This is a genomic window from Salsipaludibacter albus (assembly GCF_019798055.1).
In the GTDB taxonomy this organism is placed as follows: Bacteria; Actinomycetota; Nitriliruptoria; order Nitriliruptorales; family Nitriliruptoraceae; genus Salsipaludibacter; species Salsipaludibacter albus.
The window spans coordinates 127,794-140,109 of record NZ_JAHOPH010000008.1; the positions used below are offsets into that span (position 1 = coordinate 127,794).

Consider the following 12,316-nt stretch of genomic DNA (forward strand, 5'->3'; position numbering starts at 1 on the left):
GTTCCCCCCTTGGGGGGAACATCTGGCCGCCCGCCTCCCGACGGCGCGACCGGCCAGGAGCGAGCCGTCCGGGGCGGCCAGCGTGGGGGGTCCGGGAGACTCACACGAGGAGCGCAGCGACGACGTGGGAGACGACCCTCGACTACGAGAACCGGCGCATGTGGATGTTGAGGAGGAGTCCGACGAGTGCGAACCACATGATCAGGGACGTGCCGCCGTAGCTGACGAACGGCAACGGGATGCCGGTGATGGGGGCGATCCCGATCGTCATGCCGACGTTGACGAACACCTGCAGGCCCAGCAGGCCGACGATCGCCGACGACACGATCGTGCCGAACAGGTCACGCGACATCATCGCGATCCGCACCCCTCGCCAGATCAGGATGACGAACAGGCCGAGGATCACCAGCGACCCGACGAACCCGAACTCCTCGCCGACGATGGTGAAGATGAAGTCGGTGTGGTTCTCCGGGATGAAGGCAGCGGCGTTCTGGGTGCCCTGCCGATAACCCTGCCCGGCGAGCTGTCCCGACCCGATCGCGATCATCGACTGGTTGAGCTGGTACAGCGCACCGCCGGCCTCGCCGACGTTGCCCTGGTCGAGGAAGGCCGTCAGTCGCTCCAGCTGGTAGGACTCGATGAAGCCCCCGACGAAGGCGTAGACGACGGCGCCGATGCCGCCGACGGCCAGGCCGGCCAACCACCGGAACGGGATCCCACCGACCAGGAACATCACGAACAGCAACCACACGATGACGATCGCCGACCCCAGGTCGGGCTCGAGGAAGATCAGCCCCGCCGGGACCGCGGCCAACGCCAGGCAGGCCAGCAGGGTCCGCATGGTCGGTTCACCACGCCGCTCGTGCAGCAGTGCCGCGACGGCCACGATCACGGCGATCTTGGCCAGCTCGGACGGTTGCAGGCTGAACCCGCCGATGTTGATCCAGCGACGCGAGCCGTTGACCAGCGTGCCGACCGCCGGATGGAGCACGGCGACCAGCAGGATGATCGAGCCGCCGTACAGGATCGGTGCGAGCGCCCTGATCCAGCGGTAGTCCAGCACCGCGGTGATGATCATCGCGACGATGCCGACCCCGAAGGCGACCAGCTGGCGCAGCACGAACGACAGGTCGGGCGCACCGGTCTCGCCGACCCGGGTGGTCGTGGCCGAGAAGATCATGGCGATGCCGATCCCGGTGAGGACCAGCGCGGTCGCGACCAGGATCGGGTCGAGGTGGCGGATCGGCTCGTAGGCACGCATCCATCGGCTCTGGACCTGCTCACGCTGGATCCGCCGGGTGCGATCGCTGCCGAAGTAGGTGTCGCTCATGATCTGGCTCGCCGTTCCACGGCTCGCTGCGGAGCGATCGAGGCGGTCATGAAGTCCATCATCAGTCCACGTCGTCCGGGCCGGCCTCGATCTGCGTGGCGCGCAGGTCGAAGATCTCCTCCCAGATGCGACGCACGATCGGCGCCGAGGTCTGGGAACCGCCACCACCACGCTCGATCACGACCACCACGACGTACTGGGGGTCGTCGGCAGGCGCGTAGGACGCGAACCACGAGTACGGGACCTGCTCCCGGTCCTCCTCGACGTCGAAGCCGGCCTGGCCGGTGCCGGTCTTGCCGGCGATCGGGTACTCGTCGAGCGGGAAGCCGTCGAAGGGCACGCGACCGGTCCCCTCCTCCGACATCACGACGTCCTCCAGTCCCTGCTGGAGCTCGTCCCACCACTCGTCGGGGGCGTCGATGGTCGTGTAGGTCTCGGGCTCGATGGTCTCCACGACGTCGCCCGACGGGTCGAGGATCTGCTCGCCCAGGTGGGGGCGCATCACGGTGCCGCGGGTCGCGACGGCGCCGTAGGCGGCCGCCACCTGCAGCGGCGTGACCAGCACGTCGCCCTGGCCGATGGACATGTTGACCGCGTCACCACCACGCCAGATGTGGCCGAAGTCGCACAGGTCGCGGTACAGGTCGTAGTTGGGGTCACCCGACGACAGCACCTCGTTGGCCATCGTGCACGAGCCGTTGATGCTGTCGCCCTCCTCGATGCTCAGGTCCTTGGTCTCGAACCAGTAGTCGAGACGCCATTCACGGTCCGGGACGCGACCGGTCGCCTCGCCGGGGATGTCCAGTCCGACGGTGTCCCCGAAGCCGAACTCGCGGGCGGCGTCGGCGTACACCTCGTCGATGTCGTCCACGTCGGCGCCCTCCTCCTCCTGGGCCCGTTCCTGCGCCCACTGATCGGCCGCGAGCCGGTAGAAGAAGGTGTCGCAGGAACGCTGGAGGGCGGCGGCGAGGTCCATCTCGCCCTCGTCCTCGTCGTTCCAGTTGTCGAACTCGCGCCCACCGACCTCGAGCGTGGGGGGACAGCCCACCTCGTCGTTGGGCGACAGCCCGTCACGCAGGGCACCGAGCCCCGAGGCCACCTTCCACACCGACGCCGGCGGGTAGGTCGCACCCACGGCCCGGTTCACACCGGGATCGCCGTACAGGTCGTCGCGGTCGAAGTAGTAGTCGAAGTACTCGGAGGAGCCCGACGCCAGGCCGCGTGGGTCGAAGGTGGGGTTGGACGCCATGGCGCGGATCGCCCCGGTGGTGGGGTCCATCACGATCGCGGCGCCACCGGTGGCCTCGACCGGCACCTCGGTGCCGTCGTTGAGCTCGAAGACGAAGTCCTCGCGGGCGGTGGCGATGCCCTCGGCCAGGATCTGCTCGACCTGTTGCTGGAGCTCGAGGTCGAGGGTCAGCATGACGTCGTTGCCCCGCACGGGCGGGGTGTTGGAGATCTCGCCGACGAGTGTCCGGCTGGCGTTGACCTCGATGCGGCGCACGCCCTCACGACCCTGGAGCGCCTGGTCGTAGACGCGTTCCATGCCGGCCTTGCCGATGACGTCGCCCGGGTCGAAGTCCAGCCAGCGCTCGTCGGCCAGCTCGCCCTCGGTGATCTCGCCGGTGTAGCCGACCAGGTGGGCCGCGGTCTGGCCCTGGGGGTACTCACGGATGGGCAGGCGCTCGGCGACGACGCCGGGGAACAGTTCGGGGTGCTCCTGCACGCTGAACACGACCTCGGGCGCGACGTCGACCGCGACCGGCACCGGTCGGAACACCGACCGGGACAGCGACTGCATCGACTCCACCAGTTCGTCGACGGGCTGGTCGAGCAGGGCGGCGAGACGCTCCAGCGTCGCCTGCACCTGCGGGTCGTCCAGCGGCTCGCCAGTGATGCGGTCGAGGAAGCGGTCGCGCTCGACGCTGACGGCCAGCGCGATCCGGTTGCGGACCAGCTCGCTGCCGTCGGAGGTCAGGAGGCGACCGCGCGGGGCCTCGGAGGTCACCTGGGTCGTGGTGTTCTGCACGGCCAGCGACTCGAAACTGTCCCCGGCCAGGACCTGCAGGTAGTACAGCCGGGACACCAGGGCCACGACGAGACCCACCATCACCATGGTCAGCACCGTGAGGCGCAACCCCGGGGAGTAGTCGTCTTGTGCCATGCTGGTCAACCTGCTGGATGTCGCGGCGGGCGTGTGGCCGGGGGGCGGGCGGGTCGCTGCCGGTCGGGTGCCGGTGGGCAGCCCGGGGCGTTCGACCGGAGGTCGTGGGGTCCGACGTCCGGATCGGTGTCGAGGTTGCGACGCCGTCGGGATCCGGGACCGGCGGCCGTCATCCGCTGGTGGACGGGACCTCGACGGGGAAGTGTCGGTCAACGTATCGAGTCAGGGCAAATGCCCCCGGGGCCAACAGGATCGCGTAGACGGTGGCCACGAGGGCGGCCTCGGCGACCAGCAGCGCCGACGCGGAGGCTCGGGCGAGCAGGGCGGACAGGATCCCGTAGCCGCCGACCCCGAGGAACGTCCCGGCCCCGGCGAACAGGGTGGGCGCGGTCAGCGATTCGGGCGCGAGGTAGGGGCGCGCGGCACCGACCCCGTAGCCGACGCCCAGGTAGACCAGCGCGGACAGGCCCAGTGGCGTCGTCGACGACAACAGGTCGGTCAGCAGCCCCGCCGGCAGGGCGACCCGCACGCCGGTCAGGGCCCCGTCGTCCAGGGCGAAGGCGATCACGAGCAGCAGGAGCAGGTCGGGGGTGAAGCCCGACACGGTCAGCACCGGCAGCAGCGACACCTCCACCAGCGCCGCGATGACCAGCAGCAGGCCGATGACCAGGGCACGCGCCATCAGGTGTCCTGCCCGTCGGTGGGCGTCGGAGCGTCGGGCTCGGTGGACTCGCCGGCGCCGTCCGCGTCGTCGACGGGTGGCGGGATGGTGGGCACCTCGGCCTCGGAGCGCTGCGGGTCCACGGGCGGTGGCGAGAACGACGGACTGGGATCGAGCTCGAGGGGCTCGTCGGGGGCCGCCGGCTCGGTGAGCACCACCGAGACGATGTCGAGGGTCGAGAAGTTGACGTAGGGCAGCACGTCCACGGTGCGTGACAGCTGTCCGTCCTCGACCTCCGCGCTCGTCACGACCCCGACCGGGATGCCCGACACGAAGGTGCCGCCCTGGTAGGCCGAGGTCACGATCTCCTGGCCGACCTCGATCTCGACGTCGGTGATCAGGGGCTCGAAGATCATCGGCTCGTTGCCGTCCCCCTGCAGCGACCCGATGACCCCGGTCTCGGCAATGCGCACGGACGCGCCGAAGTTGGGGTCGATCGACAGCAGCACACGCGAGGAGTTGCTGGCGGTCGCGATGACCCGTCCCACCAGGCCGTCACCGTCGGTCACGGGCATGTCGGGACGGATCCCGTCGTCGGTGCCGACGTCGATGGTCGCCGTCCACTCGAAGTTGGAGGCGCCCTGGGCGGTCACGTGGGCCGAGACGGTCTCGAGCTCGTTGCGCTGGCGGAAGTCCAGCTGGGCGCGCAGTTCCTCGTTCTCGCGGACGACGTCGTCGTAGGACAGTCGTCGTTCCTCGACCTGTGCGAGTTGCGCGCGGAGGCGAGCGTTCTCAGCGCGGATCGAGAAGAGTTCGCCGACGTTGCCGGCCGCGTTGGCGATCGGGCGGACCAGGGTCGACAGGCCGTCCTGCACGGGACCCAGCACGACGGACACGCCGTTGCGCAGCCGCCCTCCCAGGTCGTCACCACCGGCCTCGGAGCGGAAGTCCACCGTGACCAGCACCAGCACCACCACGACCGAGACGGCCAGCAGGATGCGCGCGCGACGTCGCTGGAACACCGGGTTTCCTCGTCGACGGTCGGGCGTGGATCAGGGTCGGGCCGCGCCCGCGGGACGGGCGCTGGCGTGCCGGGTCATCCCCGCGAGGAGGAGATCAGCACCTTGCGCAGGGCCTCGAACTCCTCGAGGCACTTGCCCGAACCCACCGCGACCGCCGACAGCGGGGAGTCGGTGATGTGGATCGGCATCCCGGTCTCGTGCTTGAGGCGCTCGTCGAGGCCGCGCAGCATGCCACCGCCCCCCGCCAGCACGATGCCCTTGTCCATGATGTCGGCGGCGAGCTCCGGCGGGGTCTTGTCCAGGGTGTTCTTGACCGCGTCGACGATGGAGTTGACCGGCTCCTCGATGGCCTTGCGGATCTCCTCGGACGACACGACGATCGTCTTGGGCAGCCCGGACACCAGGTCGCGACCGCGAATCTCGGCGTGGGGCTCGTCGGGCAGCGGGAACGCCGACCCGATGGCCATCTTGATCTCCTCGGCGGTGCGCTCGCCGAGCATCAGCGAGTACTCCTTCTTGATGTAGGAGATGATCGAGTCGTCCAGCTCGTCGCCGCCGATCCGGATCGACTGGCTGGTGACGATCCCGCCCAGCGAGATGACCGCGACCTCGGTGGTGCCACCACCGATGTCGACGACCATGTTGCCGGCCGGCTCGTGGACCGGCAGGCCGGCCCCGATGGCCGCGGCCATCGGCTCCTCGATGATGTAGGCGGCGCGGGCGCCGGCCGACATCGTGGCTTCCTCGACGGCGCGCTGCTCGACCCCGGTGATGCCCGACGGGACACAGACGACGACGCGTGGCTTGGCCAGGAACCGACGCTTGTGCACGGCCTGGATGAAGTAGCGCAGCATCTTCTCGGTCACGTCGAAGTCGGCGATGACGCCGTCCTTGAGTGGCCGGATCGCCATGATGTGGCCGGGGGTGCGGCCGATCATGCGCTTGGCCTCGGCCCCGACCGACAGGATCGCGCCGTTCTTGGTGTTGATGGCGACCACGGAGGGCTCGTTGAGCATGATGCCGCGACCCCGCACGTAGACCAGCGTGTTGGCCGTGCCGAGGTCGACGGCCATGTCACGGCCGAGCATGTGGATGTTGGAGAACTTGGAGGCCACGAAGCGGACCCTTCGGACGAAACGTTGTCAGCAGGCATGGACGGAGGTGCGGTCGGGCGGCCGGACGTGTGTGGACCGGACGCGCGGCCGGACGTCGGACCGGTTGCAGCGCTGCATGACACCCCGACCCTGTCGGGCCAAAGATATCGCTGCCACCGGACCATCGACACACGGCTGGATGGCCGGTTGCACGCTGACCCCTCGCGCGTCATGGCGAGAGGTTCGGCAGGTGCACCGTAGTCTACCGAGTCCGTATGTTGCCAGTGTTGCCAGTGTTGTTTTTGAACGGACTTGGTCCGATCGCCCCCCGTCCGGACGGCCGTCCCGATGAACGCCGGCCACGATTCAGCAGTGACCCTGCCTGGCCAGGGACTGCCAGCGCGAGCCTGCGACGACCAGGTGGTCGAGCAGGTCCACGCCCACGACCTCCCCGGCCCGGGCGAGGCGGGTCGTCACCGCCACGTCGTCGGCCGAGGGGGTCGGGTCACCCGACGGATGGTTGTGGGCGACCACGACCGCGGCCGCGTTGACGAGCAGGGCATCACGGTAGACCTCGCGTGGCGCCATGAAGGTGTGGTCGAGCGAGCCGATGCTGACCACGCCGACGTCGAGCACGAGATGGCGCGTGTCCAGGGCGACGGCGACGCACGCCTCGCGATCCCGCCCGGCCAGGACCGGCGCGACGACGGTGGCGGCCGACTCCGGTGACGTGACGGCCAGCCGCTCCCCCGCGGCGGCGTCGACCGCCCGGGCCGTCGCCGCGACGCAGGCAGGACAGCGCGGCTCGGCCTGGGCGACCCCACCTCGCGCCCCCTGCCTCCATGCATCCTGCCCCACGTGGTCCTGCTGATGCGTCACGATCGTCGTCATCGGTCCTCGCCGGTCGATCCCCCGACGATGCCCGACGACGATCCCACCCCGATGCCCCGTCTTCGCACCTGTGGACGGCGTGGTCAGCCGTCGGCCCCAGCCGCCCAGTGCCAGGAGCGGGTGCACGACCGAGCGGAAACCGCACCGAACCGCACCCACTCCTCCCCGACGTGCCCCGACGGACCGAAGCGGGTGCACGACCGAGCGGAAACCGCACCAAACCGCACCCACTCGGGGAAGGTGTGGACTGCGGGTCGTGGCGGAGGAGCGAGGCGGTCAGCCGTCGGGGCCGGCGGTGGACTCCTCGGATGGCGTGGCGGTGTCGGCCGGGGTCGACGCGTCGTCCGCCCCGGCTTCCGTCAGCGCGTACAGGTAGCCGTCCCGCGAGCCGACGAAGATCTGGCCACCCCACGCTGCTGGCGTGGACTCGATGCAACCCTGGGTCACGACGTTGTCCGAGACCTGGCGGGGGCTGTCGGGATCGGAGATGTCGTAGACCCGCAGGGCCGGCTCGGTGAAGCAGTTCACGGCCAGGAGGAGACGGTCGCCCGCGAGGACGGGCGAGGACTGCGCCCACCCCCCGACGTCGTCGGACCACAGGATCTCGCCCGAGTCGCGGTCGACGACCCACAGCTCGCCCGGGTTGGTGGACACGTACAACCGGTCGCCGCGCAGGGCCGGCGTCGCCCAGATGCCACCGTCGAACCCGCCGGAGGCCGGGACGTCCAGGCTCCACACGACCGGGTCGTCGGGCTCGTCGGGGTCCAGCTTGACCAGCTGGCCGAGTTCCTCGCCCCGGTCCGTCGCGAGGTCGATCTCGGCCGCCACGTAGATGTCGCCGGTCTCGTCGACGACGATCGAGGCGTCCACGTCGTCACCCATCCAGAAGTCGAACACGACCTCCGCGTCGTCGGGCAGGTCCGAGATGTCGACCCCGACCACGCGACCGCCGGAGTTGGCGAAGTAGGCGCGGTCCTCGAAGATCGCCGTGGAGTTCTCGACCGACTGCTGGCGCCCGACCTGCGCGACCAGCTCGTCGGTGAAGGCGGGCATGTCGAAGACGATCTCGGGGTCGATGGTGACCAGGCCGTCGTCATCGGTGTCGCGGTTCAACTCGATGGCGAACCACCAACTGTTCTCGCCTCCGACGTAGACGATGTCGTCGACCACGACCGGGTTGGAGTCCCAGTCGTTGTTCCAGATCCCGGGGACGGCGTCGGCCGCGAGGCTGTACAGCTCGGTGGGTTCCTCGCGGTCCAGTGCGATGATCCGCCACTCGTCGTCACGCGACCCGGCGTACAGCAGCGGGTAGCCGTCCGGGTCGAGCGTGACGGTGCCCTTGATGATGTCGCCCATGTCGAAGTCGGGCCGGGTCCGCTCCCCCGTCGCCGCGTCGATGAAGTGGATCGACTTGTCGAAGGCACCCAGGATCACCTCGGTGATGCCGTCGGGCCGCTCCCACACCAGCGGCTGGCCGGTCCAGCCGGTCCCGCACCAGACCTTGTCCTCGCCCGCGACCGGGGAGTTGCCACACATCGGCTCGTCGGGGAACCGCCACTGCACCTCGAGCTCGTCGGGGATCGGACCGGTGCCGTACCAGGTCCGCGTCGGGTTGCCCCGGAACATCGTCAGGCCCTCGACCTCGCCCCACGGGGCACTGACGCCACCGGCCAGGTCGGGCGGTGCGGTCGGGGTCGGTGACGGCGTGGGCGACGGGGTCGGCGATTCCGTCGGACCGGACGTGGGGTCGGTCGTGGGATCGGACGACGACGGCGTGGGCGAGGGCGTCTCGTCGCGCGGTGCCGCCGCCACGGAGTCGCCCGCCGCGTCCGGCGACAGGGCGCGACCCAGCGCGACGCCGCCCACGAGCACGACGAGCGCAGCAACGAGGAACGGGAGGACCCGGAGCTTTTGGTTCATGACGGCACAGGGTGACACATCCGCCGGCCCCGTGTGTGCAACCCCCGATGAGGACCACGAACGCGGGCACACCGACGAGGTCCGGGTTGCGCTCCGGGTCGTTGTCGGGCCATCCTCCGTCGCGTGCCCGCGGTGACCGACCGGCTCGGCGACTGCCCACCCGGACCCGGTCCACCCGCAGGCCGCCGACCCCGACCTCGAGGCCGACCGTGCCGCAGCTGCCCACCTTCGCCGACGTCCGGGCCGCTGCCGACCGCCTGGCCGGCACCGCCCACCGCACGCCCGTCCTGCGGTCGCGACGGATCGACGAGGAGGTGGGTGCACAGGTCGTCTTCAAGTGCGAGAACCTCCAGCGGATGGGCGCGTTCAAGTTCCGCGGGGCGTTCAACGCGCTGTCACGGTTCGACGAGCGCCAGCGTGATGCCGGCGTGGTCACGTTCTCGTCGGGCAACCACGCCCAGGCGATCGCCCTGTCGGCGCGCGAGCTGGGGATGCCGGCAACGATCGTGATGCCGACCGACGCTCCCGCGTCCAAGGTGGCGGCCACGAAGGGCTACGGCGGGCAGGTGGTGACCTACGACCGCTACACCGAGGACCGCGAGGCGATCGGCCGCCGGATGGCCACCGAGCGTGGCATGACGCTGGTGCCGCCCTACGACCATCCCGACATCATCGCCGGCCAGGGCACGGCCGCGCTCGAGCTGTTCGAGGAGGTCGGGACGCTCGACGCACTGTTCGTGCCACTGGGTGGCGGCGGGTTGCTGGCCGGCACGGCGTTGTCGACCAGGCAACTGGCCCCGGACTGCCGGCTGTACGGGGTCGAGCCGGCCGCCGGTGACGACGGCCAGCAGTCGTTGCGGTCCGGGCACGTCGTGCGCATCGACCCCCCGCGCACGATCGCCGACGGCGCGGCCACGCCCAGCCTGGGCGAGCACAACTTCGCGATCATCCAGCGCGACGTCGACGACGTCCTCACCGCGACCGACGACGAACTGGTCGAGGCGATGCGGAGGTTCGCCGCCACCATGAAGCTGGTGGTCGAGCCGACCGGCTGCCTGGGACTGGCCGCCGCCCTGGCCCGACGTGACGACGTCGCGGGACAGCGGGTCGGCGTCATCGTCTCCGGCGGCAACGTCGACCTCGACCGCTACGCCACCCTCCTCGCCGACGGCCCCTCCCCCACCTGACCCACACCACCCCGCCGGGCGTGACCGAATCGGGCAACAGTCTGCACCGAAGGGTCACGCTCGACGGGGTTTGGCGAGATTCAGCCGAGCTCAGAAGCGGGAGTTGCGAGCCCCTGGCGAGCAACTCCAACGTGCCCGGAGGCCAGGAAGAACCGGAGCAGTGCGAGTCAGCCGGGCACGCGGTCGGGGAAGAAGATGCCGAGCTCGCGGGTGGCCGACTCGGTCGAGTCGGAGCCGTGGACGATGTTCTCGCCGATGACCGTGGCGAAGTCACCGCGGATCGAGCCCGGGGTCGCCTCGATCGGGTTGGTGGCACCCATGATGGTGCGCATCCCGACGATCGCGTCGTCGCCGGACACGCACATCGCGACCAGCGGGCCGGAGGTGATGAAGTCGACCAGCTCGCCGAAGAACGGCTTGTCGACGTGCTCGCCGTAGTGCTCCTCGGCGGTCTCGCGCTCCAGCGTGCGCAGTTCGAGCGCCTCGATCGTGTAGCCCTTGCGCTCGATGCGGCTGACGACCTCGCCGACCAGCCCACGGGCGACGCCGTCGGGCTTGACGAGGATGAGGGTCTGTTCGGCTGCCATGGGACGTCCTTGTCCGGGTCGGGTCTCGGTCGGGTGTCGAGATGGTCTCGTGGGAGGGTGGCTCGTCGGCCACCACGTCGACCGGACACGGTACGCAACGCCCCGCGGTGCTGCGGACGCGTCGGCGGGTCAGGCGGGCAGGTGGACGTCGCGTGCGGCACCGACGGTCATGAGCGACCCGGTGACGACCACGCCGTCGCCCTCACCGGCGACCCCGGTGGCCAGTTCCAGCGCCTCGGCGACGTCGGCGGCCTCCTCGACCGCGATGCCCGTCCCGGCGAACACCTCGCGGGCCACGGCCGCCATCTGGGCGACCGTGGCGGCCCTGGGCGAGTCGGGGGCCGTCACGACCACGTGGTCGACGACGTCCCGGAAGGCACCGACGATGCCGGGCAGGTCCTTGTCCGCCATGCACCCGATGACGAGCACGACGTTGCGGAACGTGAACGCCTCGTCCAGTGCCAGTGCGGTGGCCCGTGCCCCGTGCGGGTTGTGCGCGCCGTCCAGCACGACGGTGGGGTGGCGCGCCACCACCTCCATGCGTCCCGGCGAGTCGACCCGTGCGAACCCGGCCCGCACCACGTCGTCGTCGACCTCGTCGAAGGACGGCCCGAGGAACGTGGCCACGGCCGCCAGCGCGATCGCGGCGTTCTCGGCCTGGTGGGGGCCGTGCAACGGCAGGAACACGTCGGCCACCACGCGTTCGCCGATCCGCAGGTCGACCTGCTGGCCGCCCATCGCGATGGCCCGGTCCTCGATCCCGAAGTCCTCGTCGAAGACGCGGACGGGTGCGTCGACCTCGCCAGCCGCGGCGGTGACGATCGCCAGGACCTCGTCGTCCTGCTCCCCCACCACGACCCGACCACCGGCCTTGATGATCCCGGACTTCTCCCCGGCCGTGGCGCGCCGATCGCCGAGCTCGCGGTGGTCGACGTCGACCGGCGTGATCACGGCCACGTCACCACGCACCACGTTGGTGGCGTCCCACCGACCACCCATGCCGACCTCGACGACCGCGACGTCGACCGGCAGGTCGGTGAAGGTCCACAACGCCATGGCGACCAGCAGCTCGAAGAACGTGACGTCCTCGCCGGTCGCGTCCACCAGTTCGGCCACGTGCTGGACCGACTCGACGGTCCGGGCGAAGTCCTCCTCGGCGATCGGCTGCAACCCGACCTGGATGCGCTCCCGCACCGTCTGCAGGTGGGGCGAGGTGAAGGTGCCGGTGGTCAGCCCGAGCTCGGACAGCAGCGCCGCGATCATCCGGGTCGTGGTGGTCTTGCCGTTCGTCCCGGTGACGTGGATGGTCGGCAGGTCCTGCTGGGGGTTGCCGAGCAGGTCCATGAGCGCGGTGATGCGGGAGAGGTCCGGCACCATGCGGCCGGGTCCGCGGGCGTCGAGCACGCGGCGGGCAGTGGCGAAGTCCACGACGTTCCTTGCAGGAGGGGTTCGGGGCGGGG

At 70.4% G+C, this 12,316-nt stretch carries 10 protein-coding genes; 1 reads left to right on the top strand and 9 read right to left on the bottom strand.

Features of this window, described 5'->3' with window-relative positions; all coding sequences use genetic code 11:
* Positions 1 to 142: 142 nt before the first annotated feature.
* The 7 genes from rodA to KR546_RS07175 all read right to left on the bottom strand — a co-directional run bounded on the left by rodA (position 143) and on the right by KR546_RS07175 (position 9,082).
* Positions 143 to 1,330, bottom strand: a complete 1,188-nt coding sequence (gene rodA, locus KR546_RS07145; protein WP_238444014.1) for a rod shape-determining protein RodA — start codon at positions 1,328 to 1,330, stop codon at positions 143 to 145.
* Between the two features lie 61 nt (positions 1,331 to 1,391).
* Positions 1,392 to 3,494, bottom strand: a complete 2,103-nt coding sequence (gene mrdA / locus KR546_RS07150) for a penicillin-binding protein 2 (protein ID WP_238444015.1) — start codon at positions 3,492 to 3,494, stop codon at positions 1,392 to 1,394.
* A 169-nt stretch (positions 3,495 to 3,663) separates the two neighbouring features.
* The gene (gene mreD / locus KR546_RS07155) at positions 3,664 to 4,176 is read right to left on the bottom strand and encodes a rod shape-determining protein MreD (protein WP_238444016.1); all 513 of its coding nucleotides are present in this window, start codon (positions 4,174 to 4,176) and stop codon (positions 3,664 to 3,666) included.
* Positions 4,176 to 5,177 carry a rod shape-determining protein MreC gene (gene mreC, locus KR546_RS07160; RefSeq protein ID WP_238444017.1) on the bottom strand — a complete coding sequence of 334 codons (1,002 nt, stop codon included), beginning with the start codon at positions 5,175 to 5,177 and terminating at the stop codon, positions 4,176 to 4,178. The genes mreD and mreC overlap by 1 nt, the downstream gene beginning before the upstream one ends.
* Positions 5,178 to 5,251: 74 nt before the next feature.
* Complete coding sequence (locus tag KR546_RS07165; protein WP_238444025.1) at positions 5,252 to 6,265, bottom strand: rod shape-determining protein; 1,014 nt, start codon at positions 6,263 to 6,265, stop codon at positions 5,252 to 5,254.
* Positions 6,266 to 6,637: 372 nt separating this feature from the next.
* Entirely contained in the window at positions 6,638 to 7,129 is a 492-nt protein-coding gene (locus tag KR546_RS07170; protein ID WP_238444018.1) for a JAB domain-containing protein, read from the bottom strand.
* Positions 7,130 to 7,438: 309 nt separating this feature from the next.
* Complete coding sequence (locus tag KR546_RS07175) at positions 7,439 to 9,082, bottom strand: outer membrane protein assembly factor BamB family protein (protein ID WP_238444019.1); 1,644 nt, start codon at positions 9,080 to 9,082, stop codon at positions 7,439 to 7,441.
* A gap of 209 nt (positions 9,083 to 9,291) precedes the next feature.
* Between KR546_RS07175 and KR546_RS07180 the strand changes: the two genes are divergently transcribed.
* Entirely contained in the window at positions 9,292 to 10,269 is a 978-nt protein-coding gene (locus KR546_RS07180; RefSeq protein WP_238444020.1) for a threo-3-hydroxy-L-aspartate ammonia-lyase, read from the top strand.
* A gap of 167 nt (positions 10,270 to 10,436) precedes the next feature.
* Here KR546_RS07180 and ndk read toward each other — a convergent pair whose 3' ends face one another.
* Both ndk and KR546_RS07190 read right to left on the bottom strand, forming a co-directional pair.
* Positions 10,437 to 10,856, bottom strand: coding sequence for a nucleoside-diphosphate kinase (gene ndk / locus KR546_RS07185; RefSeq protein ID WP_238444021.1), 420 nt, complete (start codon positions 10,854 to 10,856; stop codon positions 10,437 to 10,439).
* Positions 10,857 to 10,985: 129 nt separating this feature from the next.
* The coding region (locus tag KR546_RS07190) for a bifunctional folylpolyglutamate synthase/dihydrofolate synthase (protein WP_274387724.1) at positions 10,986 to 12,316 on the bottom strand (1,331 nt) is incomplete at its 5' end.

Bases quoted from the DNA above. Each gene is read 5' to 3' on its own strand.
- rodA (WP_238444014.1), bottom strand. From the start codon at position 1,330: ATGAGCGACACCTACTTCGGCAGCGATCGCACCCGGCGGATCCAGCGT.
- mrdA (WP_238444015.1), bottom strand. From the start codon at position 3,494: ATGGCACAAGACGACTACTCCCCGGGGTTGCGCCTCACGGTGCTGACC.
- mreD (WP_238444016.1), bottom strand. From the start codon at position 4,176: ATGGCGCGTGCCCTGGTCATCGGCCTGCTGCTGGTCATCGCGGCGCTG.
- KR546_RS07165 (WP_238444025.1), bottom strand. From the start codon at position 6,265: ATGCTCGGCCGTGACATGGCCGTCGACCTCGGCACGGCCAACACGCTG.
- KR546_RS07175 (WP_238444019.1), bottom strand. From the start codon at position 9,082: ATGAACCAAAAGCTCCGGGTCCTCCCGTTCCTCGTTGCTGCGCTCGTC.
- ndk (WP_238444021.1), bottom strand. From the start codon at position 10,856: ATGGCAGCCGAACAGACCCTCATCCTCGTCAAGCCCGACGGCGTCGCC.